General features: G+C 72.4%; 25 protein-coding genes. 13 read left to right on the forward strand and 12 right to left on the reverse strand.

Annotated features, from left to right (window positions below):
- Nucleotides 1–76 precede the first annotated feature (76 nt).
- On the forward strand, nt 77–1,483 hold the full coding sequence (locus tag AWQ70_RS21175; RefSeq protein WP_067178780.1) for a leucyl aminopeptidase: 1,407 nt from the start codon (nt 77–79) through the stop codon (nt 1,481–1,483).
- On the opposite strand, the gene AWQ70_RS21180 is transcribed toward AWQ70_RS21175, so the two are convergent.
- Nucleotides 1,472–2,107, reverse strand: a complete 636-nt coding sequence (locus AWQ70_RS21180) for an O-methyltransferase (RefSeq protein ID WP_067178783.1) — start codon at nt 2,105–2,107, stop codon at nt 1,472–1,474. The genes AWQ70_RS21175 and AWQ70_RS21180 overlap by 12 nt on opposite strands.
- Nucleotides 2,108–2,258: 151 nt before the next feature.
- On the opposite strand from AWQ70_RS21180, the gene sigE reads away from it, so the two are divergent.
- From sigE to AWQ70_RS21200, 4 genes are read left to right on the forward strand one after another with little or no spacing between them, the layout of a single operon-like run.
- Nucleotides 2,259–2,897 carry an RNA polymerase sigma factor SigE gene (gene sigE / locus AWQ70_RS21185; protein ID WP_067178785.1) on the forward strand — a complete coding sequence of 213 codons (639 nt, stop codon included), beginning with the start codon at nt 2,259–2,261 and terminating at the stop codon, nt 2,895–2,897.
- Nucleotides 2,894–3,451: an anti-sigma factor family protein gene (locus tag AWQ70_RS21190; protein WP_067178787.1), complete on the forward strand. Its 558-nt coding sequence runs from the start codon at nt 2,894–2,896 to the stop codon at nt 3,449–3,451. The genes sigE and AWQ70_RS21190 overlap by 4 nt, the downstream gene beginning before the upstream one ends.
- A gap of 27 nt (nt 3,452–3,478) precedes the next feature.
- On the forward strand, nt 3,479–4,879 hold the full coding sequence (locus tag AWQ70_RS21195; RefSeq protein ID WP_067178789.1) for a S1C family serine protease: 1,401 nt from the start codon (nt 3,479–3,481) through the stop codon (nt 4,877–4,879).
- A gap of 56 nt (nt 4,880–4,935) precedes the next feature.
- Entirely contained in the window at nt 4,936–5,301 is a 366-nt protein-coding gene (locus tag AWQ70_RS21200; protein WP_067178791.1) for a sec-independent translocase, read from the forward strand.
- A 159-nt stretch (nt 5,302–5,460) separates the two neighbouring features.
- Here the strand turns inward: AWQ70_RS21200 and AWQ70_RS21205 are convergent, their stop codons facing one another.
- The 3 genes from AWQ70_RS21205 to AWQ70_RS21215 all read right to left on the reverse strand — a co-directional run bounded on the left by AWQ70_RS21205 (nt 5,461) and on the right by AWQ70_RS21215 (nt 8,392).
- Nucleotides 5,461–6,600 carry an Mrp/NBP35 family ATP-binding protein gene (locus tag AWQ70_RS21205; RefSeq protein ID WP_067178793.1) on the reverse strand — a complete coding sequence of 380 codons (1,140 nt, stop codon included), beginning with the start codon at nt 6,598–6,600 and terminating at the stop codon, nt 5,461–5,463.
- A gap of 129 nt (nt 6,601–6,729) precedes the next feature.
- On the reverse strand, nt 6,730–7,191 hold the full coding sequence (locus tag AWQ70_RS21210) for a DUF1003 domain-containing protein (protein WP_067178795.1): 462 nt from the start codon (nt 7,189–7,191) through the stop codon (nt 6,730–6,732).
- Nucleotides 7,184–8,392, reverse strand: a complete 1,209-nt coding sequence (locus AWQ70_RS21215; RefSeq protein ID WP_067178797.1) for a magnesium transporter MgtE N-terminal domain-containing protein — start codon at nt 8,390–8,392, stop codon at nt 7,184–7,186. The genes AWQ70_RS21210 and AWQ70_RS21215 overlap by 8 nt, the downstream gene beginning before the upstream one ends.
- A gap of 99 nt (nt 8,393–8,491) precedes the next feature.
- Between AWQ70_RS21215 and AWQ70_RS21220 the strand changes: the two genes are divergently transcribed.
- A complete protein-coding gene (locus AWQ70_RS21220; RefSeq protein ID WP_067178799.1) occupies nt 8,492–9,442 on the forward strand; it encodes an EamA family transporter in 951 nt (316 codons plus the stop codon).
- On the opposite strand, the gene AWQ70_RS21225 is transcribed toward AWQ70_RS21220, so the two are convergent.
- Nucleotides 9,414–9,779, reverse strand: coding sequence for a hypothetical protein (locus tag AWQ70_RS21225; RefSeq protein WP_067178915.1), 366 nt, complete (start codon nt 9,777–9,779; stop codon nt 9,414–9,416). The two genes, AWQ70_RS21220 and AWQ70_RS21225, sit on opposite strands and share 29 nt — an antisense overlap.
- The gene (locus AWQ70_RS21230) at nt 9,776–10,360 is read right to left on the reverse strand and encodes a biotin transporter BioY (protein ID WP_067178800.1); all 585 of its coding nucleotides are present in this window, start codon (nt 10,358–10,360) and stop codon (nt 9,776–9,778) included. Before AWQ70_RS21230 ends, AWQ70_RS21225 begins: the two co-directional genes overlap by 4 nt.
- 132 nt (nt 10,361–10,492) lie before the next feature.
- Here AWQ70_RS21230 and AWQ70_RS21235 point away from each other — a divergent pair, with 132 nt between their 5' ends.
- From AWQ70_RS21235 to AWQ70_RS21245, 3 genes are all read left to right on the forward strand, one after another.
- Entirely contained in the window at nt 10,493–11,434 is a 942-nt protein-coding gene (locus AWQ70_RS21235; protein ID WP_067178801.1) for an HpcH/HpaI aldolase/citrate lyase family protein, read from the forward strand.
- A complete protein-coding gene (locus AWQ70_RS21240; RefSeq protein WP_157530220.1) occupies nt 11,434–12,591 on the forward strand; it encodes a type II CAAX endopeptidase family protein in 1,158 nt (385 codons plus the stop codon). Before AWQ70_RS21235 ends, AWQ70_RS21240 begins: the two co-directional genes overlap by 1 nt.
- Before the next feature lie 387 nt (nt 12,592–12,978).
- Nucleotides 12,979–15,513 carry a hypothetical protein gene (locus AWQ70_RS21245; protein WP_067178805.1) on the forward strand — a complete coding sequence of 845 codons (2,535 nt, stop codon included), beginning with the start codon at nt 12,979–12,981 and terminating at the stop codon, nt 15,511–15,513.
- Here the strand turns inward: AWQ70_RS21245 and AWQ70_RS21250 are convergent.
- The gene (locus AWQ70_RS21250; RefSeq protein ID WP_067178807.1) at nt 15,494–15,880 is read right to left on the reverse strand and encodes an NUDIX hydrolase; all 387 of its coding nucleotides are present in this window, start codon (nt 15,878–15,880) and stop codon (nt 15,494–15,496) included. The genes AWQ70_RS21245 and AWQ70_RS21250 overlap by 20 nt on opposite strands.
- Before the next feature lie 84 nt (nt 15,881–15,964).
- Here AWQ70_RS21250 and AWQ70_RS21255 point away from each other — a divergent pair, with 84 nt between their 5' ends.
- From AWQ70_RS21255 to AWQ70_RS21265, 3 genes are read left to right on the forward strand one after another with little or no spacing between them, the layout of a single operon-like run.
- Nucleotides 15,965–16,615: a DUF6758 family protein gene (locus AWQ70_RS21255; RefSeq protein ID WP_067178809.1), complete on the forward strand. Its 651-nt coding sequence runs from the start codon at nt 15,965–15,967 to the stop codon at nt 16,613–16,615.
- A gap of 19 nt (nt 16,616–16,634) precedes the next feature.
- Nucleotides 16,635–17,345, forward strand: coding sequence for an MBL fold metallo-hydrolase (locus AWQ70_RS21260; RefSeq protein ID WP_067178811.1), 711 nt, complete (start codon nt 16,635–16,637; stop codon nt 17,343–17,345).
- A gap of 14 nt (nt 17,346–17,359) precedes the next feature.
- On the forward strand, nt 17,360–18,355 hold the full coding sequence (locus tag AWQ70_RS21265; protein ID WP_067178813.1) for a RecB family exonuclease: 996 nt from the start codon (nt 17,360–17,362) through the stop codon (nt 18,353–18,355).
- A 41-nt stretch (nt 18,356–18,396) separates the two neighbouring features.
- Here the strand turns inward: AWQ70_RS21265 and AWQ70_RS21270 are convergent, their stop codons facing one another.
- Both AWQ70_RS21270 and AWQ70_RS21275 read right to left on the reverse strand, forming a co-directional pair.
- Nucleotides 18,397–19,275 (reverse strand): alpha/beta fold hydrolase, encoded by an 879-nt coding sequence (locus AWQ70_RS21270; protein WP_067178815.1) that lies wholly within the window; start codon nt 19,273–19,275, stop codon nt 18,397–18,399.
- A 159-nt stretch (nt 19,276–19,434) separates the two neighbouring features.
- Nucleotides 19,435–21,090, reverse strand: coding sequence for a DEAD/DEAH box helicase (locus AWQ70_RS21275; RefSeq protein ID WP_245647076.1), 1,656 nt, complete (start codon nt 21,088–21,090; stop codon nt 19,435–19,437).
- A 482-nt stretch (nt 21,091–21,572) separates the two neighbouring features.
- Between AWQ70_RS21275 and AWQ70_RS21280 the strand changes: the two genes are divergently transcribed.
- Entirely contained in the window at nt 21,573–22,232 is a 660-nt protein-coding gene (locus AWQ70_RS21280) for a ferritin-like fold-containing protein (RefSeq protein WP_067178819.1), read from the forward strand.
- Between the two features lie 79 nt (nt 22,233–22,311).
- On the opposite strand, the gene AWQ70_RS21285 is transcribed toward AWQ70_RS21280, so the two are convergent.
- From AWQ70_RS21285 to AWQ70_RS21295, 3 genes are all read right to left on the reverse strand, one after another.
- Nucleotides 22,312–22,542 carry a DUF3107 domain-containing protein gene (locus tag AWQ70_RS21285; RefSeq protein ID WP_067178821.1) on the reverse strand — a complete coding sequence of 77 codons (231 nt, stop codon included), beginning with the start codon at nt 22,540–22,542 and terminating at the stop codon, nt 22,312–22,314.
- Nucleotides 22,543–22,654: 112 nt separating this feature from the next.
- Nucleotides 22,655–23,275: a TetR/AcrR family transcriptional regulator gene (locus tag AWQ70_RS21290; RefSeq protein ID WP_084463850.1), complete on the reverse strand. Its 621-nt coding sequence runs from the start codon at nt 23,273–23,275 to the stop codon at nt 22,655–22,657.
- 56 nt (nt 23,276–23,331) lie between these two features.
- Entirely contained in the window at nt 23,332–23,532 is a 201-nt protein-coding gene (locus tag AWQ70_RS21295; RefSeq protein WP_067178824.1) for a hypothetical protein, read from the reverse strand.
- Nucleotides 23,533–23,597 lie beyond the last annotated feature (65 nt).

Here is a 23,597-nt window from a genome sequence, read left to right on the forward strand (position 1 = left end):
CCAGCCGACCTGTTCGATTTTCGGCCCTGGCGGCGGGGGTGATCCCGGTGCCGGGGCCGCCTTGTTGGAGGTGCCTGTGCCGATAGAGACCACGCCGACCTTCGTCGCCGAGCCCGCCGCCGACGCGCAGTTCGTCGCCGTGCCGTTCGGACGCGATCTCGCTCCTCCGGTGGAGCTTCCACTGCCGGTCGACGCGCTGCTGGCCCATTACGAGGCCAAGGGGGATCCGGGAGAGGTCGTCGAGGTCCCGGTGGCGCACGGCACCGGCGTCCGCCGCGTCCTCCTGTACGGAGTGGGTGACGGCTCCGCCGCCGGACTGCGGCGGGCGGGGGCGTCCGTGGTGAGGAAGGTCAAGGGCGGAGCGACGCTCTGGATCCGGGTGCCCGAAACGGCCGACGCCGGTGCCGCCGCCCTGGCCGAGGGCGCGCTGCTCGCCTCCTACACCTTCAGGATCGGCGCGGGCCGTACGGCTCCGAAGATCGTCTTCGTCGGCGGGGACGAGGAGGCGCTGCGGAGAGGTGAGAGGGTCGCCCGCGCCACGGCGCTGGCCCGCGACCTCATCAACACCCCGTCGTCGATCAAGTCCCCGGCGTGGCTGGCCGACCAGGCGCGGGAGGTCGCCGCGAGCGCCGGTCTGGGCTTCAGGGAGGACACGGCGCTCGACGAGTTCGGCGGCATCCGCGCGGTCGGGCAGGGGTCCGTCAACCCGCCCCGACTGGTCGAGCTCACCTACGCGCCCGAGGGGGCCACCCGGCACGTCGTCCTCGTCGGCAAGGGCATCACGTTCGACACCGGCGGTCTGTCACTCAAGCCCGAAGAGGGCATGAAGACGATGAAGACCGACATGGCGGGCGGCGCGACGGTCATCGCCGTGATGGGCGCGCTCGCGGCGGCCGGCGTGCCGGTGCGGGTGACCGGGCTCGTCGCGTGCGCCGAGAACGCGTTCTCCGGATCCGCGCAGCGGCCCGGCGACGTCATCACCCAGTACGGCGGGCGCACCGTCGAGGTCCTGAACACCGACGCCGAGGGAAGGCTGGTGCTGGCGGACGCGCTCGCCTACGCCGACGCCGAGCTCGCCCCCGACATCGTGATCGACATCGCCACCCTCACCGGCGCGGCCAAGGTCGCTCTCGGGCTGCGGCTGGGCGCTCTGTACGCGACCGACGAGCCGCTGGCGGCCGCGCTGCTCGAAGCGGGGGAGGCCACCGGCGACCGGCTGTGGCGGATGCCGCTGATCGACGACTACCGCGCCGACCTCGACTCCGACATCGCCGACCTGGCCAACGTGGACCGGAGGATGTCCGGCTCGGCCGGCTCCGTGGCCGCCGCGCTCTTCCTCAGGGAGTTCACCGGCGGGCGGCCGTGGGCGCATCTCGACGTGGCCGGTCCGGCGCGGGCGACCGCCGACGACGGCGAGATCACGAAGGGCGGTACGGGTTTCGGCGTCCGGCTGCTGCTCCGCTACCTCGCGTCACTGGGCTAGCTTGACGGCGGCGAGCAGGCCGTCGCCGAGGGGCAGCATCAGCGGGCGGAGCCGGTCGTCGGCGCGGACCAGCTTGCCCAGCTCCCGGACGGCGACGGTGTCCGGGTCGCGCTGGGTGGGATCCGCCACGCGGTCGTCGCAGAGGGCGTCGCCGAACGCGACGATCCCGCCGACACGCAGCAGCCGTACCGACTCGGCCAGATAGTCGCCGTACTCCTGCTTGGCGGCGTCGCAGAAGACGAGGTCGTAGCCCCCGTCGGCCAGACGGGGGAGCACGTCGAGGGCGCGGCCGCCGATCAGGCGGATCCTGCTGCCGGAGAAGCCGGCCTCGGCGAACGTCTTGCGGGCCAGCCGCTGGTGCTCGGGCTCGGAGTCCACGCTCGTCAGCGTGCCGTCCGGCCGCATGCCGCGCAGGAGCCACAGCCCCGAGACGCCGCAGCCCGTGCCGACCTCGACCACCGAACGGGCGTTGATCGCGGTGGCGAGGAAGCAGAGCGCCGCCCCGCACCCGGACAGGATCGGGGGAGCTCCCACCTCGATGGCCCGCCGGCGTGCGGATCGCAGGATCTCGTCCTCGGGGACGAACTCCTCCGCGTAGGCCAGGCTGGCCGGGGTCGTCGCCATCGGCCTCTCCTTCCCTCCTGCATTCTGTCGCAGCCTAGGGGAGTCGGGGTCGAACGGGAACTCACGCCACAACGGGGACGTTGCACGCTTTGAACGGTCTTTGTACAGACCGCTCGATCGCGGTGCGCAGGAAGGGGCGAAACCAGGCACTATGGCTGTAGCGACGATCCTGCAGAGAGGACTCCCGGTGGACCACCACGACCACCAGGCGGACGCCCCCGTGTCCGACTGGACGCCTCCCACCTGGGAGGAGGTCGTAAGAACGCATTCCGCCCGGGTCTACCGACTCGCGTACCGCCTCACCGGCAACGTGCACGACGCCGAGGACCTGACGCAGGAAGTCTTCGTCCGGGTCTTCCGCTCGCTGTCCAGCTACACGCCCGGCACTTTCGAGGGCTGGCTGCACCGGATCACCACGAACCTCTTCCTGGACATGGCGCGGCGCAGGCAGCGCATCAGGTTCGAGGGGCTGGCCGACGACGCCGCCGAGCGGCTGCACGGCCGGGAGCCGTCCCCCGCGCAGGCGTACGACGACGCCCACCTGGATCACGACATCCAGGCGGCGCTCGACGCACTCGCGCCGGAGTTCCGGGCGGCCGTGGTGTTGTGCGACATCGAGGGGCTCTCCTACGAGGAGATCGCGGCGACGCTCGGCGTGAAGCTGGGCACCGTGCGCAGCAGGATCCACCGGGGCCGCGCCCAGTTGCGTGAGGCGCTCGAGCACCGCGCCCCGGGGGCGAACAGGAATGGTGACCAACTCCCCCCTTCGTTCAGCAAGGAGGGTGCATGAGTCATCTTGGCGAGCGTGTTTCCGCGCTCATCGACGGCGAGCTCGGTCACAGGGATCGTGAGCGCGCTCTCGCGCACCTGACCTTCTGCGCGGACTGCCGCGCCGAGGTCGACGCCATGCGCGCGCTGAAGAGCCGGCTGCGCTCCATCGAGCCGCCGGCCATGCCGGCCGACCTCACCATGTCGTTGCTGCGCATGTCGGAGCCGGGCGGGCCGATCCCGCCGCGCATCCGGCCGTTCCCCGACCACCCGGCCTTCGCCGCCGCCAGGCTGCCCTCGATGCACGGCAGTCCGGCGGACAACCGGCCCCGGCTGGCGGGCGGGCACTCCGGGCCGGGGCGGCCGAGCCGTACGCGCCGGGCCGGATATGTCGCGGTGGGGTTCGCGTCCGCCGCCGTGGCGCTCGGTACGATGTTCATCGTCGGCGGCACCGGCGGCCAGCAGACGCCCAATCCGCCGGTGCAGTTCGTCAACCCGCAGCAGAGGATCGCTCCACCGCAGACGAGCCCGACGCCCAGCCCGTCGCCGAGCCTGCGCTCCCACGTCGCTCGATGACATTCGAACGCAGGAGGGACCGCGCCGATGACCGACGACACGGGTGCGTTCGAGAGCGGCGGACATGACGGCGGGGCATACGACAGGGGCGGGTACGGCAGCGCCGGATACGACAGCGCTGGTTACGACAGCTCGGGTTACGACAGCTCGGGTTACGACAGGGGCCGGTACGACGAGAGGGCCGGGTTCGACCCCGAGGGGTACGGCCGCCAGGGGCGGCCCGACTTCCTCCCCGCGCCCGACCGGGCGACCGGTCTCGGCCCCGGCTGGGGTCCCCCGCCGCCGTTCCCGCCCGCTCCCGTGCGTACGGCGCCGCCGGCGCGCCTCTATCTCGCCCTGGCCGTCGTCATCGCGCTCGTGGCGGGTACGGCGGGCAGTCTCGGCACCTACCTGCTGACGCGGCCGCGGTCGGGCCCCGACCCGTCGTACCGGCTCGGGGCGATGCCGTCGGCCTCCATCTCGCGCGCGCCCGAGTCCGTCGCGGGAGTGGCGGCCCGGGTGCTGCCCAGCGTGGTCTCGCTGGAGGTCAAGGGCAACCAGGAGGCCGGCACGGGCTCCGGCTTCGTCATCCAGGGCGGCTACATCGTGACGAACAACCACGTCGTCGCGGTCGCCGCGCAGAGCGGAGAGATCCGCATCCGGTTCAACAACCGAAGGTCGACCACCGCCAAGATCATCGGCCGTGATCCGAACTCCGACATCGCCGTGGTCAAGCCGGAGGACACCTTCGGGGCGCCGGAGGTCACTCTGGGCAACTCCGACGGTGTGGTCGTCGGCGACCCCGTCATCGCCATCGGCTCGCCGCTCGGCCTCACCGGCACCGTCACCACCGGCATCGTCAGCTCGCTCAACCGGCCCGTCGAGGCGGGCGGGGAGTCCGGGACCGACTATGCGCTGATCAACGCGATCCAGACGGACGCCGCGATCAACCCCGGCAACTCCGGAGGCCCGCTCGTCAACACGGCCGGGCAGGTCATCGGGGTGAACTCGGCCATCGCCACACTCGGCAGCGGCGCCGCCATCGGCCAGCAGACCGGCAGCATCGGCCTGGGCTTCGCGATCCCCGTCAACCACGTCAGGAGGGTCGCCCAGGAGCTCATCACGACGGGGAGCGCGCGCACCTCGCGGATCGGCATCACCATCGACTCGGAATATCGGGGTCAGGGCGTGCGGATCGCCTCAGGGGCGACCGGCGGCGAGCCCGCGGTCACCCCCGGCGGCCCCGCGGACAAGGCGGGCATCAAGCCCGGCGACATCATCCTGGAGGTCGACGGGCAGCCCGTCGACGACAGCCGCGAGCTCATCGTGACGATCCGCAGCAAGGCTCCCGGCGACCGCGTGCGCATCAGGTTCCAGCACGACGGCGACGAGAAGACCGCGACGGTCACCGTCGGCGCCGCTCCGGCCCCCACCGCACGCCCGTCGTAATACCAGTCAGGTGCTATTAGTCTGAAACCAGCTGTTCCCGGAAGAGGAGACCACCTGTGTTCGGACTGGGCTGGCCGGAGATCCTGGCACTCGTGGTGATCGCGCTGCTCGTTTTCGGCCCCGAGAAGCTGCCGCAGGCGGCACAGCAGGCGGGCCGTACGCTCCGGCAACTGCGCCAGATGGCCAACAACGCCAAGGCGGACCTGGAGGCCAACCTCGGTCCGGAGTTCAAGAACTTCGACCCGGCCGATCTCAATCCCAAGACGTTCGTCCGCAAGCACCTGCTCGACGACGTCGAGGGCGACTGGAACGCCGCGTCGGCCGCGTCGGCGGCGGCCGTGCCCGCCGTGGCCGCGGCCCGGCCGCCGGGGGGCGACCTCGGCTTCGGCGAGATCCCCCCGTACGACACGGAAGCCACCTGAGATCCGCCGCCCCAGACCGGTGGGACGCGACGACGCTCTGATCGTCGAGAGCCGGTGGTGACGCGTCCGGGCGGGTGAGGCGTGGGGTCGGTCTTCGACACCCGGGCTCGGACGCGCGTGGGCCCGCTCACGACGTGAGCGGGCCCAGTGGTGGAGAGGTCAGCGACGGGACGGCGAGATGTCCAGCTTGAGCCCCTTGAGGCTGGTGGACTTCTTGCCCAGCCCCGCGGCGATCCGGCGCAGCTCGGCGGCGGCCGGGGCGTCGGGGTCGGTCAGCACCAGCGGCTTGCCCTCGTCGCCGCCCTCGCGCAGCCGCATGTCCAGCGGGATCTGGCCGAGCAGCGGCACCCGGGAGCCGAGGATCCGGGTCAGCCCATCGGCCACGGTCTGACCGCCGCCCTCGCCGAACACCGGGATGCGCTCGTCGCAGTGCGGGCAGGGCAGCCACGCCATGTTCTCGATGACACCGGCGATCTGCTGGTGGGTCTGCGCGGCGATGGATCCGGCGCGCTCGGCCACCTCGGCCGCGGCCTGCTGCGGGGTGGTGACGACGAGGATCTCGGCGGACGGCATGCGCTGCGCCACCGAGATGGCGATGTCGCCGGTGCCCGGGGGCAGGTCCATGAGCAGGACGTCGAGGTCGCCCCAGAAGACGTCGGCGAGGAACTGGTGCAGCGCGCGGTCGAGCATGGGACCCCGCCACACCACCGGGGTGTTGCCCTCGGGCTTGAACATGCCGACGGAGATGACCTTGATGTCATGCGCCACCGGCGGCATGATCATGTCTTCGACCTTGGTGGGCCGCTGGTCCACGCCGAGCATCCGCGGCACGGAGTGGCCGTAGATGTCCGCGTCGACCACGCCGACCTTGAGGCCGGAGTCGGCCATGGCGGCGGCGAGGTTCACGGTGACGGACGACTTGCCCACGCCGCCCTTGCCGCTCGCGACGGCGAACACGCGGGTCAGCGAGCCGGGCTTGGCGAACGGGATCTCCTTCTCGGGGGCCCGGTCGCCGCGCAGCTTGGTCTGCAGGGCCTTGCGCTGCTCGGTGCTCATGACGTCCATGTCCACGTGGACGCGCGTCACGCCGTCGATCTTGGAGACGGCGTTCGTGATGTCCCGGGTGATGGTGTCCTTCAGGGGGCAGCCGGCGACGGTGAGGAACACGCCGACGCGCACCACCCCGTCAGGGGAGATATCGATGCTCTTGACCATGTCAAGCTCGGTGATCGGCCGGCGGATCTCCGGGTCGTTGACCGTCGCAAGCGCGGCCGTCACCAATTCTGGGGTCGGTGCCATGGATCCATGCTATGGAGTCGGTCGCGGTCCTCCGAACACCGGGAGCGCTCATTCGCTGTGCCGTCGCGCCGTACGGGCGGGGAGGGGGCAGGCGGTGCCCTTGGGACCGCTGGTGGGGCGGTCGCCGGGCTACTGGTTCCTGCCGCCGAGCTCCTCCTGGAGGCGCTGGAGCTCCGAACGGATGTAGTCCCTGGTCGCGGTCTCGCCGATCGCGATCCGGAGGGCGGCGATCTCCCGGGTGAGGTACTCGATCTCGGCCTTGGTGCGCTCGTCCACGATGCGGTCCTGCTCGTACTGCACGCGGTCGCGGTCGTCCTGGCGGTTCTGCGCGAGCAGGATCAGCGGGGCCGCGTACGACGCCTGGAGCGAGAGCATGAGCGTCAGGAAGATGTACGGATAGGGGTCGAACTTGAACGGGGCCAGGACGTTCCACACCACCCAGACGCCGACGAACACCGTCATATAGACAAGGAAGCGGGCGGTGCCGAGAAATCGGGCGATCTGCTCGGACAGCCGCCCGAACGCCTCCGGGTCGTAGTGGGGACGGAGTCGCATGGTCACGTCCCGCGGCTGGTCGAGCCGCTCAGTCATTTCTCTCCCGCCAGTCGTCCGGCAGCATGTGGTCCAGGACGTCGTCCACCGTCACCGCTCCGAGCAGCCGACCGTGCTCGTCCACCACGGGTGTCGCGACGAGGTTGTACGTCGCGAGGAAGGACGCCACTCCCGGGAGGGGGAGGTCGGGCCTGATCGGGTCGACGGTGTTGTCTATCACGCCGCCGAGCAGGGTGGACGGAGGCTCTCGCAGGAGCCGCTGGAAATGGGCCACGCCGAGGAACCGGCCGGTCGGCGTCTCGGTCGGCGGCCGGGCGACGTAGACCTGGGCGGCCACGGCAGGGGTCTGCTCCCGCTGGCGGATGTGCGCGAGCGCCTCGGCCACCGTGGCGTTGGGCGGGAGGATCACCGGCTCGGTCGTCATCATGCCTCCGGCCGTGTCCTCGTCGTAGGTCAGCAGCCGTCGTACGGGCTCGGCCTCCTCGGGGATCATCAGCCGCAGCAGGGCCTCGGCCTCGTCCGAGGGCAGCTCCTGGAGCAGGTCGGCCGCGTCGTCCGGGCTCATCGCCTCGAGCACGTCGGCGGCCCGCTCGGCGTGGAGCTGGCTCAGCACGGTGACCTGGTCGCGTTCCGGCAGCTCTTCGAGGACGTCGGCGAGCCGGGCGTCGTCGAGGGCGGCGGCGACCTCGGCCATGCGCTTGCGCGGCAGGTCGTGGAGCACGTTGGCGAGGTCGGCGGAGCGCATCGCGTCGAAGGCGGCGAGCAGGTTGGCCGCGCCCTGGTCCTTCTGGACCACGCCGAAGCCGGTGACCTCGTCCCAGTCCACGATCAGGGTCTCGCCCCTGCGCTTGGTGCCGCGCCGTACGGCGACCTTGCTGAGCACCCACTCGGTCGGGCGGGCACGCTCCATGGCGAGGTCGAGGACGGTGACCTCCTCGCCCTGGTGGCGCACCTTCAGGTCGAGCATCTCTCCGATGGCGAGGGTCTCGGACTCGCGCTGCTCGAACCTGCGCATGTTGATCTTGCCGGTGAAGACGGCGGCGCGGGGCTCGACGCTGGTGATGCGGGTGATCGGCAGGAAGACGCGGCGGCGTGGCTGGATCTCGACGACGAAACCGTGGACGCGTGGCGGGAGCGGGCCGCGCATCGCGACCACGACGTCCCGGATCCGGCCGATCTGGTCACCGGCCGGGTCGAACACCGCGAGCCCGGCCAGCCGGGCCACGAAGATCCGATCCACCCAGCCAGATTACGCCGCCGGGATTACCCCCGGATGCGTGGGACGGCCTGGTATGACAGGATCAAAAGGGGTTAATGGTAGTTACATGAGGTGGTGGCCATGAGGGCGGCTAGCCTGGCGATCGCGGTGGCGTCCGCGGCCTGTTTCGGATTCTCCGGGCCCATGGCGCGATATCTGGGAGCCGCGGGGATGTCGCCGCTCGAGTCGGTCTGGGTGCGCATGGCCGGAGCGGGAGCGATCCTGATCATCGCTCTCATGATTGTACGGCCGAGGGCCCTGCGCGTCCCGCGCGACCGGCTGCTGTTCGTCGGCGCGTACGCGCTGGTGGCGGTGGCCGCCGTCCAGGGGTTGTACTTCTTCATGATCACCCGGCTGCCGGTCGGGATCGCGCTGCTCCTGGAGTACCTCTCGCCGGTGGTGGTCGTGGTCTGGGCGCGGTTCGTCCGCCGGCTGCGGCTCGCCCGGTCGGCCTACGTGGGCGCCGTGATCGCGGTGGCCGGGCTGGCCGTCGTCGTGGAGGTGTGGGACGGCATCCGGCTCGACGCGCTCGGGCTGGCGGCGGGGCTCGTGGCCGCCGCCTGCTCCGCCGGATATTTCCTGATGAATGATGCTTTCTCGGATGACGACCTGGACCCGCTCGGCCTTATCGCCTGGGGGATGGCCGGCGCCGCCGTGCTGCTCATTCCGCTCTCGCGCCCCTGGAACATCGACTGGACCGCGTTCGGGCGCACCGCCACCGTGGCCGGGCACACCCTGCCCGTGCTGGGCGCCGCGCTCTGGCTGGTGCTGGTGGCCACGATCACGGCGTACGTCACCGGGGTGATCGCGGTGCGCCGCCTCTCGGCGGCGGTCGGCGCCACCGTGGCCACCCTGGAGGTCATCGCGGGCGCCGTCGTCGCCTGGTTCCTGCTCGGCGAACGGCTCGGCGGTGCCCAGATCATCGGCGGCGCCGTCGTCCTCGCCGGCGCCCTGCTCGCCCAGGCGGCCGCCTCCCGCCCCGCGGCCGACCCCGCCGTACGACTCACGCCCGAGGCGTCAACCGTACGATGACGGACCCGGCGGCCCAGCGGTCCGGGAGAGTGGCGGCGTCGACCGCGTTGAGCCGCTCCTTGGCGAGCGCGGCCACGACGTCGGGCGAGGCCGCCTGATCCACCACCTCGACCGAGGCCGTGAACCTGACCAGCTCGGCGCCGTTGTCCTTGCTGCGGAGCGTCACCTCCACCTCGGACGCCTCCGCCAGGCCGGGCAGCTCCTGCTCGCCGCCGCCGGTCACCAGGCAGACGGCCCCCTCGTGCCAGACGTGCCAGGCCAGGCGCGGTCCGGCGGGCAGGGTCACCCACAGCACGCCGGACTTCTTCGCGCCCTCCTCGATCAGAGGAGCGCTCATCGGCCGGAACGCCCGGTGAGCCGCCACGCGGCGGGCAGCAGGCCGGCCGCGACCGCGATCTTCAGGGCGTCTCCGACGAGGAACGGCACCACGCCGGCGGCGAGCGCGGCGACCGGACCCATGCCGGTGACCGCCATCAGCGCCGGCACGCCGAAGGCGTAGATCACCAGGTTGCCGAGGAACATCGTGCCGGCCGTACGCGCCGGGGTGCGGTCGCCGCCGCGCTCGGCCAGCCTGCCGACGAGGGCCGCGGCCACGATGAACCCGATCAGGTAGCCGAACGTGGCCCCGCCGGGACCGTGGGCGCCGCCGGCGAACCACGGCACGCCCGCGATGCCCGCCAGGACGTACACGACCATGCTGAGCGCGGCCCGGTTCAAGCCGAGCGCGGCGCCGACGAGCACGACCGCGAGGGTCTGACCGGTGACCGGGACGGGCGAGCCCGGGATCGGGACCGCGATCTGGGCGGCCAGGCCGGTCAGCGCGGCCCCGCCGAGGACGAGGGCGGCGTCGCGGACCCGCGCGCCGGGGATGAGATCGGACAGGACGGCGGGGCGTGCCCCGGAGGCGATTTCGGACATCGATTGCTCCCTCAACGCTCGTGGATGCCGCCATTCTTCGCGAAAGACACGCCCATGGCCGTACAACGCCCGCGCCAAGAACGCGGCACCTCCTTTGTAGCGATCGGACAGGCCCCCGCTAGCGTGTGGGCCATGCGTGCTCGACGTTCGTGCCTGGCCGTGCCGGCCAGCAACCCCCGTTTCATCGAGAAGGCCCAGGGGCTGGCGGCAGACGAGGTCTTCCTCGACCTGGAGGACGCGGTGGCGCCGGCGGCCAAGGAGCAGGCGCGCGCGAACGCCGTCGCCGCCCTCCGCGACGGCGACTGGTCCGGGAAGACGATCGTCGTCCGGATCAACGACGTGACCACGCCGTGGGCGTACCGGGACGTCGTGGACGTGGTCGAGGGCGCGGGCGACCGCCTTGACTGCCTCCTGCTGCCCAAGGTCGAGGACGCCTCGCACGTCGTGTGGCTCGACATGCTGCTCGGCCAGATCGAGAAAGCGGTCGGGCTGACCAGGCGGATCGGCATCGAGGCGCAGATCGAGAGCGCGCGCGGCCTCGTCAACGTGGACGCCGTCGCCGCCTCGTCCGACCGGCTGGAGACCCTGGTGTTCGGGCCCGCCGACTTCATGGCGTCCGTCGGGATGAAGACGCTGGTCGTCGGCGAGCAGCCGCCCGGGTACGGCGAGGGCGACGCCTACCACTACATCCTGATGCGGATCCTGATGGCGGCCCGGGCCAACGACCTCCAGGCCATCGACGGGCCGTACCTGCAGATCAAGGACGTGGACGGCTTCCGCCGCGTGGCGGGCAGGGCGGCGGCGCTCGGGTTCGACGGCAAGTGGGTGCTGCACCCCTCGCAGGTGGAGGCGGGCAACGAGGTGTTCTCGCCGTCCCAGGAGGACTACGAGCACGCCGAGCTGATCCTCGACGCGTACGAGTACTACACGACCGTGGAGCGGCGCGGCGCGGCGATGCTCGGCGACGAGATGATCGACGAGGCGTCCCGGAAGATGGCGCTCGTGGTGGCGGCCAAGGGCCGCGCGGCGGGGCTGACGAGGGCGCGGACGTTCGAACGGCCGACAATGGGCTGATGACCGACCCGCAGTGGAACCCGCCCGCCCAGGGAAACCCGCCGGAGCATGGGAACCCGTCGGCCCAGGGAAACCCGCCGGAGCATGGGAACCCGTCGGCCCAGGGAAACCCGCCGGAGCATGGGAACCCGTCGGCCCAGGGAAACCCGCCGGAGCACGGGAACCCGCCCGCCGGGTGGCACCCGCCCCCGTACGGCGGGCCGGGCGGGCCGCCTCCCGGCCCGCCGTACCAGTGGGCGCCCCCGCCGGTCCGGGGGCCGTGGAGCGTGACGCCGCCTCCCGGCACCAGGTACGACCGGCTGGCCCGTACGGCGCTGCACCGCTGGTGGCGGCCGATCGTCGGCACGCTCGCCATCGTCGTCGGCTACCTCGTGGTATCGCTCGTGCTCGGGCTCGTCGCCGCGCTGGTGTCGCTCCTCGCGGGTGTGCCGATGATGCTGAGCGGCACCCAGATCTTCGCCGACCCCCTGCTGACGCTCGGCTTCAGCCTCGTGCTGATCGCCCTGGCGATCCCTCTCGTGATCGGCGCGGCGTGGGCGGTGCAGCGGCGGCGGCCGGGCACGCTCTCCTCCGTCACCGGGCGGCTGCGCTGGTCGTGGCTGCTCTGGTGCCTGCCGGTCGCGCTGGTCGCGGTGGTCCTCGGCGAGGTGGCGCAGCAGCTCACGTTCCTCGCGACGGGGGTGTCCAGCGAGTTCGCCTGGGTGGGCTGGGACCGCTTCCTCGCCCCTCTGATCGTCATCGTGGTACTGGTGCCGTTCCAGGCGGCCGCCGAGGAGTACGTGTTCCGCGGGTGGATCATCCAGGCGTTCGGGGCATATCTCCGCAACCCGGTGCCCGGCATCGTCATCGGCGCGGCCGCCTTCACCTCGTTGCACGGCTACACCGACTGGGGCATCGCCTACGTCTTCGGGTTCGGGCTGCTCGCGGGATGGCTCGCGATCCGCACCGGCGGTCTGGAGGCGCCGATCGCGCTGCACGCGGTCAACAACGTGTTCGCGTTCGGGATGACCGCCGCGGCCGGAGGGCTGCGGAACGCGCTGGAGCAGGGGTCGGTGCCCTGGCAGACGATCGTCGGCACGGTCGTCCAGTTCGCCGTGTTCACCGTCGTCGTCCTGATAATCGCCCAGAGGCGGGCAATTCAGACCCTCTCTCGATAAATCTCACTAGAGAGGTATATTCAGCGCCGCGTTGGCGTGTTGGGCTGGAGAGGTGATCGCCAGCCGGAGACCGGGTATCAACATGCTCGCGTCCGCTTCGCCGTTCTAGTGGAGGCACGGAGCGTGGACTCGGACCCCCCTTCACGCGATGAGGAACACCCGGCGACGCCCTCGGCGATCCCGCCCGTCCCCGGTGCCCCGGCCCGGGGCACCTCCGGGGACTCTCCCGGGCACCCCGGGGAGTGGCCCCCGCGCCACTCCGAGCGGCGCTCGCCGTGGGAGCTGCCCCCCTTCGCGGCCCCCGTGGCCGACGAGCCGCCGCCCCAGCGCCGCGCCGGGCGACGCCCGTACTCCGACGAGCCCGCGACTCCGAGGCCCCGTCGGCTGGTGACCCGCCCGGACAAACTGGTCGCCTCCGGCCGTCCGGCCCGCCAGGAGCCCGCGATGCCGGAGGAGGGGACGGCGGAGCAGCCGGAGGAGCCGCCGACGGAGCCGGTGCGCAGGATCGGCGCCCCGCCCGGAGGACGGCCGGCGCGCCCCGACGTGCTCGTGGCCTCGGGCCCGCCCAGGTCCGGCGGCGGCCGCCACCACCACCATCACCGCCGCAGGAGCGAGCCCAAACGCCCCTTCCGGGTCCGCAGGTACCTCACCCCGGTGCTGGCGCTCGCCGTGCTGCTCGCGGCCGCGTTCGGCGTCGCCCGCTGGGTGTCCGACGCACCGGCGTCCGGACTGCTCCTCGCGTCGGGCGACGGACGGTCGGGCGACGACGCGTTCCCCGCCATCGGACTGCCGGGCAACGGTTCCAGCCAGGTGCTCAACGCGGTCACGTCGGCGGGGTCCACGGTCGTGGCCGTGGGCAGCGACATCAGCGGACCCGTGCCGAGACCGCTCTTCCTCGTCTCCACGGACGGCGGGGAGAAGTGGGAGCTGGGCCGGGTCGCCGGCCCGTCCGGGTACGACACCGTCGGCGGGGCCGTGGGACGGGTCGCGGGAGGCGACGGGCGGTGGCTCGCCGCCGGCACAGACGCCCCGGGCTCCGCGGGCCCGGGGGCGCGCGGCATGTGGGTCTCCTCCGACGGCGTGACCTGGACGGCGGTGGACCCCGCCCGGCTGACCGCCTTCTGGAGCCAGGACAGGATCACCGACCTGGCCAGGACCGCCACCGGCTTCGTGGCCGTGGGCACCGCCACGCTCCGGGACGGCACGGCCGGCCCGGTGGTCTGGGTCTCGCCCGACGGGCAGGGGTGGACGCGGGTGGACAGCGCCCAGATCGGCCCCCCGGACAAGGTGCGCGGCATGCGCGCCGTGGCCGCGCGCGGCGACCGGGTCGTCGCCCTGGCCGATCCGGGCGAGGGCTCCGCCTCGGTCGTCCTGCGTTCGTCCGACGGCGGCAGGTCGTGGCTCCGTACGGCTGTCGCCCTCCCGGACGTACGGCCGGAGCCGGGCGCGCTGGCCGCGACGGACAAGGGGTTCGTCCTGGTCCCGACGCGGCAGCGGTCCGCGGAGGGGGAGGTGCCGGTCTTCTGCTCCCCGGACGGCGCCGAGTGGGACCGATGCGGCACCATCGGGAAGCTCGGCCCCGAAGGGGCGGGCGTACGCGGCCTCGCCTCCTCGGCGGCGGGGGTCGCGGCGGTGACCGAGTCGGCCTGGGAGCGGTACGCCCTCTACACGAGCGCGGACGGGCGCGACTGGACCAAGAGCGCCGACCTCGGGGAGATCCCCGGCACGCTGCGCGGGCTCGCCATCACCGACGCGGGCGTGCTCGTCGCGGGCGGCGACAAGCGGGGCGCCGGCGACGTGGAGAACCTGCCCGTGCTGATGACGGCGCGGAAGGGCAAGAAGGCGAAGGCCGTGCCCACCGAGGAGATCGCCGGGCTGACCCGGCAGGCCAGGGAGACGACCGGCCTGGCCGCCGCGGACGGCCTGTTCGTCGCCGTGGGCTCAGGGGGCGGCGACGCCGGCGTCTGGACCAGCGGCGACGGCGGGGCCGACTGGAAGAGCCGCGCCGATTCCGACGTGCTCGGCGGCCCCGGCCGCCAGGCGCTGAGCGCGGTCGCCCACGGACGGAAGGGGTGGCTGGCGGTCGGCACCACGACCTCCGACCCGGCGGTCACCCGGCCGCTCCTGGTCACGTCGGCCGACGGCAGGACGTGGAAGCCCGGCCCGGACGTCGAGGTGCCCGCCGGCCACTTCCTCCTGGCGCCGAACGCGGTCGCGGCCGGGCCGGCCGGCTACGTGGTCGCGGGGGAGGACCGGGGCGCGACGGGCGTGCTGCCCGCCCTGTGGTTCAGCGCCGATCTCAAGCGGTTCACCCGCGCGCCCCAGGGGGCCATGCCCGCCGGAGGCGCAGGCGTGCGCATCGCGGACGTCACCGCCACCCCGTCCGGGTTCATGGCCGTGGGCGGCTCCGGCACCGCGGACAGGGAGACCGGCGTCGTGTGGGTGTCCTCCGACGGGGTCAACTGGACCGCCAAGGGGCGGGTGCTCCCCGACGACACCCACTCCGCCGGGCTGCGCCGCGTGGTGGCGCGCGGCGGCGAGGTGATCGTGGTCGGCCTCGCCGACGGCCGCCGGCCGTTCGCGGCGGTGTCGTCCGACGACGGCTCCCACTGGGAGTACGCGTGGCTGCCCACGGAGGAGGCGGCGGCGGTGCTCGGCCTGGCCGCCACGGACCAGGGCGTGGTCGCGGTGGGGGCGCACGGCAGGGCGGGCGAGGAGGACAGCACCGTCTGGATCTCCGGCGACGGCCTCGAATGGACCCGCCACACGCTGACCGCCGACGGCCTCGGCGGGGACGGCGCGCAGTGGCTCGGCTCGGTCGCGGTCTCCGGCGACGGCGTCGTCGCCGCCGGCCGTTCGGTGGCCTACACGCAGGACCATCTCACGGTCTGGCGGAGCAGGCTCACGTCGTCGGACCGATGACCTTCCACGAGACGAGGGCGTCCACCAGGCCGTCGGTGAGCGGTAGCCGTACAAGCTCGGCGGGGGAGCACCACCGGGCGTCGGCCGCGTCGTCGCCCGGGGTGAGGCGGCCGTCGGCGGCGGTCACCAGGTAGTCGTGGATCTCGTAGGTCACGCCCGCCGGTCCTGGACGCAGCACGCTCCCCGCCAGGGGGCCCACCGTTCCGTCGAGGCCGGTCTCCTCGCGCAGCTCGCGTCGTACGGCCTCGGCGTCGCTCTCGCCGGGCTCGACCCTGCCGCCGGGAAGCGACCACAGGCCCTCTCCGGGCGGGTGGCCGCGGCGGACCAGCAGCAGGCGTCCGGCCGGATCCCGGACGATCGCACCCACGCATCTCACCACAAAAGAACATTACGCCCGGATAACCGGGAGGTTCTTGACGCGATTGCTCCCTCGCAAGCAACGTGGAGAGTTGTGAGAGCCGCGCCTTCCTGTCCGCGGTGCTTCGGGCCGCTGCACGAGCCGAGCGTCTGGAACAGTTCCTGGCGATGTGACGCGCACGGGGACGTCCTCCCGCGCCAACCGCCCCACCGTCCCTCACAGGCGGTGCTGGACGCTCTGCGGCAGTCGGCCGTGGTCCCCATCTGGCTGCCGTGGCCGCTGCCCGCCGGCTGGCTGGTGACCGGCTTCGACGAGGTGGGCGACGAGCGCACGGGAGCGCGGGCCACGGTCGTGGCCCTGTCCGGGCCCTCCTTCACGTACGGCCCCGCCGATCTCCTCGTCATCGCGGAGGAGCCCGGCGTCGGCATCGGCGCCGCGTACGCCGGTCTGGACGGCCCCGACCCGGGAGCCGATTTCGACGCCGGCCCCGCCCACGCCAAGATCGACATACGCGGCCATCCGGGCGCGCTGTGGTGTCTCAAGGAGGTGCCGCCCGATCGCGCCGTGTACGTAGGAGAGGCGCTCGGCAACTGGCTGTGGATGATCGCCTGGCCGGCCGAGGTCGGCTGCCTCATCCCGCTCGCCCAGCTTTCCCTGCGCGACCTCCGGGACAACGACCAGGAGCTCGACCTCCCGTTCGGCGCGTTCTCCCCGCGCCTCGACGACGAGCCACGAGAGGGCTGAGCTAGTAGGGTTCTGAGACGTGACAGCGCGTATCGAACGAGTGGTGACCTCCGGCGTGGTCGAGATCGACGACGCCGAGCACAAGGTTGAGAACAACACGTGGATCGTGGGTGACGACGAGGAGGTCATCGTCGTCGACCCGGCGCGGGACGCCGACAAGATCCTGGAAAAGGTGGGCGAGCGCGAGGTCCTCGCCGTCATCTGCACCCACGGGCTGCCCGACCACGTCGGCGGGGCCATCGAGGTGGCCGCCCGGGACGAGGCCGTGATCGCCCTGCACCCCAAGGACAAGCGCCTGTGGCGTCAGACCTGGGAGGAGACCTGGCCCGACATCGAGATGGAGGACGAGGGGCTGTTCTCCGTCGCGGGCGTCGAGCTCGAAGTCCTCGCCACACCCGGCATCACCCAGGGCGGCGTCTCGCTGTACTGCGAGTCCCTCGGCGCGGTCTTCACCGGCAAGTCGCTCCAGGCGGACGGCCCGGGCCGGCTCGGCGGGGAGTACCCGGCGCTGGCCGACCAGCTCACCGCCATCGGGGAGCGGCTGTTCACGCTCCCGCACGCGACCCGCGTGCTGCCCGCGCACGGCGAGGAGTCGCTGATCGGTGACCTGGAGCCGCAGTTCGACGCCTGGCTGTCCGGCTCCCTCACCGGGGGCGGCGAGCAGCGCGAGTCGCCCCTCGTGGACGGCACCGGCGCCGCGGGCATCACGCTGAAGCTCGACGACGAATAGGCCGGTCTCCCCCCATGGAGCAGGAGCAGCTCGGATTCGAGGGCATGCCGCGTCGCCTGTACGCGTGCACGCCCTCACGGCTGAACTCGTGGCTCGACTGCCGCCGCCGCTATCGCTTCACCTACCTCGACCGGCCGGCGCCGCAGAAGGGGCCGCCCTGGGCGCACAACAGCGTCGGGGCGTCCGTCCACAACGCGCTGGCCGGGTGGTGGCGGCAGCCGTACGAGCGGCGGACGCCGATGACGGCGGCGACCCTCCTGACCAGCGGCTGGATCACCGAGGGCTTCCGCGACCAGGAGCAGTCCCTGACCTGGCGTGATCGGGCCCGCGAGATGGTGTCCGGATATGTCGCGACACTGGATCCGGCGGACGAGCCGGTCGGCGTCGAGCGCACCGTCGCCACCCGGACGTCCGTCCTCGCGGTCTCCGGTCGCATCGACCGGCTCGACCGGCGCGGCGACGAGCTCGTGGTCGTCGACTACAAGACGGGCCGCCGGGCGCCGGGTGCCGACGACGCCCGCTCCTCCCTGGCGCTCGCCGTGTACGCGGTGGCCGCGGCGCGCGTGATGCACCGCTCCTGCCGGAAGGTGGAGCTGCACCACCTGCCCACCGGGTCGGTGGCCGAGTGGGAGCACGACGACGAGTCCCTCCGGCGGCATCTGGGCCGGGCCGAGCAGATCGCGCTGGAGGCGTCCGAGGCCGACGATGCCTACCGCGCCTGGTCGGGCACGTCCCGGCCGGGCGGAACCCGTACGAGCGGGGCGCGGCCCGGCGGGTCGCGGGCGGGCCGGGCCGGATCGGGGCCGGCGACAGCCGGTGCCGAGGCGTCCGGGGCGGGGGCGTCCGGAGCGGGGGCGGATGCCGCCCTCTCCACCGTGCCACCGGAGATCGACGCGCTGTTCCCGCCCAACCCCGGGCCGATCTGCTCGTGGTGCGACTTCCGCCGGCACTGCCCCGAGGGCATGCGGATCGCACCGGAACGGAACCCCTGGGACGGCCTTCCTCAGTAGAGCGCGGCCCGGCGGCCTCGCCGGGCCGGGCCGCGACCGGGTCAGGAGTGGTGGAGGATCTGGCTCTCGGCGGCGTTCCAGAAGCGGGTGAGCGCCGCCGCCGTCGTCTCCGGCGCCTCGACGGCCGGTGAGTGGGCGGCGCCGGGCACGACCACGCACTCGGCGTCGAGCCGGTCGGCCATCTCCGCCTGCAGCAGGGGCGGCCACCCGTCGTCGTGCTCGCCGTACAGGACGAGGACGGCGAGGCCGGACTCGGCGAGCTCGTCCACGCGGTCGGGGGCGTTCAGGACCTCTCTCGCCATCGCCATCAGCCCGGCGGGCGAGTGCGCGAGCAGGCGCTTGCGGAGGAAGGCCACGATCTCGTCGGAGATCCCCGCCTTGATCGCGTCGGGCTCCATCCGGTTGGCCCAGAGGTATTCGACGCCGTATTCGGGCAGCTCGGCGAGCATCACCCGGCCGACCTTCTCCCGCGGGCCGATGATCCCCGCGGGCCCGGAGCTCATCAGCGTGTACGACGCGAGCTTGGCGGTGCCGTCGAGCACGGTCTCACGGGTGATCAGGCCGCCGAAGGAATGGCCGAGCAGGTGCACCGGCTCGCCCTGCCCCACGGCGTGGGCGATCAGGTCGATGTCGGCGCCCAGAGCCGCGCACGTGTACGCGAAGGGGTCTTCGGGGCCCGGCGTCTCGTACTGGCCGCGGACGTCCACGGCGACGACCCTGCGCCCGGCCTGGGCGAGGGTCTGGAGGACGGAGATGAAGTCCTCCTTGCTGCCGGTGAACCCCGGGACGAGAAGGGCGGGCCATCGCTCGGGGACACCGCTGACGGGCTCCGCCGAGAGGACCGCGAACGTGCCCGCCGGCGTCTCGATCTGCTGGGTGCTGACACCCGGGGGCAGCGTCAGGAATCGCGGCGTACTCACGTGGCACCACGATACCCAGCGAGGCTGTCAGCGACACCGCCAACAACGCTTTGCCGGTTGTGACCCATAACTCATGCCTCCTACAGAGGGTCTACCCACTGCCGGAAGGCGGTCTCCCGTCCCCGGCCGGCGGGCCGGGGAACGGTCTGTCTCCCGTTGCTATCCGCCTCGCCGCGACCGCGCTGGGCGGCGGCGCTGAGCCGCGCGCTCCGTCGCGGCGGAGGGCGCCGGAATGTCGTCCTCCGTCGCGAGATCCGGAGATCGGAACACCACGACGAACGGGCTCGGCGGGATGATGCGCTCGGGCTCCTGCCTGGGCCGCGACGCGGCCGCCGGCTGAGGCTCGGGCGCCGGCCCGGGCTCGGGCACGGCCGGGGCCTCCTCGACGACCACCGTGGTCACGGCGTCCGCCTCGTGGACCTTCTCGGCCTCCCGGACGTCCTCCGCCTCGCGGACCTTCTCGGCCTCCCGGACCCTCGCGAACTCGGCGGTCTCCCGCGGCTCGCGCGCGTCCTCGGACGTCGCCGCCTCGGCCGGACGGCCCCCGCGGGTGCGGCGGCGCTCCCTCGGCGTACGCGCCGGACGCTCGCGCCGCTCGTCGCGGTCGCGGTCGCGGCCGGGCCGGTCGCCCCTGCCACGCGAGCGGATGCGCCCGGTCTCACCGAGGTCTTCGATCTCCTCGGCGTCCAGCCCGGCGCGCGACCGGTTGGCGTGCGGCAGGACGCCCTTGGTGCCCTCGGGGATGCCGAGGTCGGTGTAGACGTGCGGCGAGCTGGAGTAGCTCTCCACCGGCTCGGCGAAGTCGAGGCCGAGCGCGTTGTTGATGACCTTCCAGCGGGTGAGCTCGGTCCACTCCACGAACGTCACCGCCACGCCGGTGCGCCCGGCGCGGCCGGTACGGCCGATGCGGTGGACGTACGTCTTCTCGTCCTGCGGGCAGTCGTAGTTGACCACGTGGGTGACGTCGTCGATGTCGATGCCGCGGGCCGCCACGTCCGTCGCGACCAGAACGTTGATCTTGCCGTTGCGGAACGCCCGCAGGGCCTGCTCGCGCTGGCCCTGGCCGAGGTCGCCGTGCACCGCCGCGACGGCGAAGCCCTTGTCGTGGAGCTGCTCGGCCACCATGTCGCAGGCCCGCTTGGTCTCACAGAAGATCATGGTGAGACCCGTGTCGGTGCTCTGCAGCAGCCGCGCCACGATCTCGATCTTGTCCATGCGGTGCGTGCGGTACACGAACTGCGTGGTCTGCGGCGTGGCCTCGGCCTCGGCGTCGTTGTTCTCCGCGCGCACGTGGATCGGGCGGTTGAGGTAGCGCCGGGACAGCGCCACGATCTCACCCGGCATCGTCGCGGAGAACAGCATGGTCTGCCGCTGCTCCGGAACCAGCTTGATGATCCGCTCGATGTCGGGGAGGAAGCCCAGGTCGAGCATGCGGTCGGCCTCGTCCATCACCAGCATGGTGATCTGGCCGAGGTCGAGGTGCTTCTGCTTCACCAGGTCGAGGAGCCGGCCGGGGGTGCCGACGATGACGTCGACGCCGCTCTTGAGCGCCTCGATCTGCGGCTCGTACGCGCGGCCGCCGTACACGGTGAGGATGCGGGAGCCGAGCTTGCCCGCCGCGAGGACGAGGTCCTCGCTGACCTGGAGGGCGAGCTCGCGGGTGGGGACGAGGACCAGGCCGCGCGGCTTCTTGCGGTTCTTGCGCGGCTTGCCGACAAGCTGCAGCATCGCGACGCCGAACGCGTAGGTCTTGCCGGTGCCGGTGCGTGCCTGGCCGATGACGTCCTGGCCGGCGAGAGCCAGCGGGAGCGCCATTTCTTGGATCGGGAACGGTGAAGTGATGCCCTCTGTCTCCAGGGCATCAGCGATCTCTGGGATGACTCCCAGGGCTCGGAACGTCGTCAGCGTGACCTGCCTCAGTCGTTGGCGAAGGCGGCCCTCCGGAACCTGTTCGGCCGTAAGGTCTCCCAGGCCGTGTCCTCACGGATGTGGCGCCTTCGGCGTCATAGCGACCGCGGCATCCAGTTACTGGGGGTCTGGGGCCGGACGGCCCAGATCAATACAGTGCGGTCGCACCTTCGCGAACCAGTCTACTCGATACCACAACATGGAACCGATTTCTCCGTGTTCCCGAAGTTGGGTCAAGGATTTCCGGTGACGACCGGTCGGCACGGCCGTCCCGGGACCGGCCGGCGGGCGGGGGCGGGACCGGCCGAAGAGGCGCGCGCGACCCCCGGAAGCCGGAGGCGGTGGGCACACGCGGGCGGGGGCGGACGCGACCCGCGTACGCTGCACCCATGAACGAAACCCCTCCTGGCGTCGTGGATCTGCTCGGTGTGCTGGCGTACGCGGAGCTGACCGCGTTTCTGCGTCTGGCCGAGGACGCGGCGCTGCTCGCGCCCACGCTGACCGACCGCGCCGCCCTCGGTGACATCGCCGCCGCCGAGTACGGGCACTTCCGGCTGCTGCGCGACCGGCTCACCGCGCTCGGCGTGGACCCGGAGGAGGCGATGGCGCCCTTCGTCGACGCCATCGACGCCTGGCACGAGCAGACCAAGCCGCGTGACTGGCCCGAGGCCCTGGTCAAGGCGTACGTCGGCACCGGGATCGCGGGCGACTTCTACCGCGAGGCCGCCCGGCACGCCGACCCCTCCGTGACCGAGCTGGTGGAGGAGGTGCTGGCGGACGAGGCGCGTTCGGAGTTCACGGTGGACCGGGTGCGTACGGCCATCGAGGAGGATCCGCGCCTGAGCAGCCGGTTGGCGCTGTGGGCGCGCCGGATGGTGGGCGAGGCGCTGAGCCAGGGGCAGCGGCTGGCGGCGGCCCGTCCGGAGCTGGCCCTCCTGCTGGTGGAGCCGGGCAGTGAGGATCTCGCCGAGATCGGGCGCCTCTTCGCGCGGCTGACCGAGGCGCACGGGAAGCGCATGTCGGCCCTGGGCCTCACCCCCGGCCCGTGAGCGCGGCGCCTGCCGGCGGGCGCTGAGCCGCCGCGCCCGCCGCTCGACCGGCGGCGGGCGGAGGGCGGCGGTCAGGGCGTCAGAGCGTGCCGCCGAACCCGACCGTGCGCTGCTCGTCCTCGCCGACCTCGACGAAACCGAGGGCGTACACGGGGACGACCACCCGCCTGCCGCTCTTGTCGGTGAGGGAGAAGACGCCCTTGTCCGCGGCGAGGGCCTGGCGGAGCTCCTCCTCGATCTGCTCGGCCGTCATGTCGGTCTCCACGACGAGCTCGCGGTGCACCGACCGAACAGCGATCTTGACTTCCATCGGGCTCCCCTTTCCGGAGGGCTGCGTCACACAGCGCCTCACCCCCATCGTCGCCGTCCGCCGACGCGGTGAGCCCTTTGATCGCGTCAAGCGAACAGGAAATGCGGCACGGTCAGCCGGTGCGCGGGAAGCCGCTGATGCCGCGCCAGGCGAGGCGGGCCATGAGCTGGGTCGCGGCCTCCTTGGGAATGGAACCGTGGCTGCTGAGCCAGTACCGCGCGCTCACCTCCGCCATGCCGACCAGGCCGACGCCGAGCAGGTGCGCCTCGTCGCTGGAGCAGCCGGTGTCCTCCTGGATGACCTGGCTGATCGCCTCGGCGCTCTCCCGGAGGGACCGCTCCATCCGCTGGCGTACGGGGGCCACGTTGCGCAGGTCGGACTCGAAGACCAGCCGGAACGCCTCGCCCTGGCTGGACACGAAGTCGAAGAACGCCCCGATCGCGGCCTGCACCCGCTGCTTGTTGTCCGTGGTGGACGCGAGGGCCTCGTGGCACCGGGTGACCATGTCGTCCACGTGCAGGTCGAGGAGGGCGAGGTAGAGCTCCAGCTTGCCCGGGAAGTGCTGGTAGAGCACCGGTTTGCTGACGCCGGCCCGTTCGGCGATCTCGTCCATGGCCGCCGCGTGGTAGCCGTTCTCCACGAACACTTCCTGCGCCGCGCTCAGGAGCTGGCGGCGGCGGGCCATGCGGGGCAGGCGGGTGCCCCGGGGCTTGGCGTCCGGGGTAGCGGTCACGGCACTCTCGTCTCCTCGTTGCGGGAACTCGCCCATCCTACGCGCGGGTAACCAGGTCAGCGGTAGTCCTCTTCGTCGTGCTCGACCACCCGCTCCTGGTCGGTGGTGTCCGCGGGGTCGGCCTCGATGGGCACCTGGTCGGGCCAGCGGGTCTCGTCGGACGGTTGCATCCGCTGGTGCTGCTCGACCGCGTCCGCCTCCGGCGCCTCGATCGAGAGATCCTCGGCCGTCTCGCCGAGGGAGTCCATCTCGGACATGTGCCGTCCCTCCGTTCCCGGCCCTGTGCGATGCGCGCAGGTCCACACTACGACCATGGGCCGTA

This window comes from Microtetraspora niveoalba (genome assembly GCF_001570405.1).
Taxonomy (GTDB): Bacteria; Actinomycetota; Actinomycetes; order Streptosporangiales; family Streptosporangiaceae; genus Microtetraspora; species Microtetraspora niveoalba.

What these genes read in the sequence shown, in the direction of transcription:
- AWQ70_RS21180 (WP_067178783.1), bottom strand. Translation starts at nt 2,107, where the DNA reads ATGGCGACGACCCCGGCCAGCCTGGCCTACGCGGAGGAGTTCGTCCCC.
- sigE (WP_067178785.1), top strand. Translation starts at nt 2,259, where the DNA reads ATGGCTGTAGCGACGATCCTGCAGAGAGGACTCCCGGTGGACCACCAC.
- AWQ70_RS21190 (WP_067178787.1), top strand. Translation starts at nt 2,894, where the DNA reads ATGAGTCATCTTGGCGAGCGTGTTTCCGCGCTCATCGACGGCGAGCTC.
- AWQ70_RS21195 (WP_067178789.1), top strand. Translation starts at nt 3,479, where the DNA reads ATGACCGACGACACGGGTGCGTTCGAGAGCGGCGGACATGACGGCGGG.
- AWQ70_RS21205 (WP_067178793.1), bottom strand. Translation starts at nt 6,600, where the DNA reads ATGGCACCGACCCCAGAATTGGTGACGGCCGCGCTTGCGACGGTCAAC.
- AWQ70_RS21210 (WP_067178795.1), bottom strand. Translation starts at nt 7,191, where the DNA reads ATGACTGAGCGGCTCGACCAGCCGCGGGACGTGACCATGCGACTCCGT.
- AWQ70_RS21220 (WP_067178799.1), top strand. Translation starts at nt 8,492, where the DNA reads ATGAGGGCGGCTAGCCTGGCGATCGCGGTGGCGTCCGCGGCCTGTTTC.
- AWQ70_RS21225 (WP_067178915.1), bottom strand. Translation starts at nt 9,779, where the DNA reads ATGAGCGCTCCTCTGATCGAGGAGGGCGCGAAGAAGTCCGGCGTGCTG.
- AWQ70_RS21230 (WP_067178800.1), bottom strand. Translation starts at nt 10,360, where the DNA reads ATGTCCGAAATCGCCTCCGGGGCACGCCCCGCCGTCCTGTCCGATCTC.
- AWQ70_RS21235 (WP_067178801.1), top strand. Translation starts at nt 10,493, where the DNA reads ATGCGTGCTCGACGTTCGTGCCTGGCCGTGCCGGCCAGCAACCCCCGT.
- AWQ70_RS21240 (WP_157530220.1), top strand. Translation starts at nt 11,434, where the DNA reads ATGACCGACCCGCAGTGGAACCCGCCCGCCCAGGGAAACCCGCCGGAG.
- AWQ70_RS21265 (WP_067178813.1), top strand. Translation starts at nt 17,360, where the DNA reads ATGGAGCAGGAGCAGCTCGGATTCGAGGGCATGCCGCGTCGCCTGTAC.
- AWQ70_RS21275 (WP_245647076.1), bottom strand. Translation starts at nt 21,090, where the DNA reads ATGGCGCTCCCGCTGGCTCTCGCCGGCCAGGACGTCATCGGCCAGGCA.
- AWQ70_RS21280 (WP_067178819.1), top strand. Translation starts at nt 21,573, where the DNA reads ATGAACGAAACCCCTCCTGGCGTCGTGGATCTGCTCGGTGTGCTGGCG.
- AWQ70_RS21285 (WP_067178821.1), bottom strand. Translation starts at nt 22,542, where the DNA reads ATGGAAGTCAAGATCGCTGTTCGGTCGGTGCACCGCGAGCTCGTCGTG.
- AWQ70_RS21295 (WP_067178824.1), bottom strand. Translation starts at nt 23,532, where the DNA reads ATGTCCGAGATGGACTCCCTCGGCGAGACGGCCGAGGATCTCTCGATC.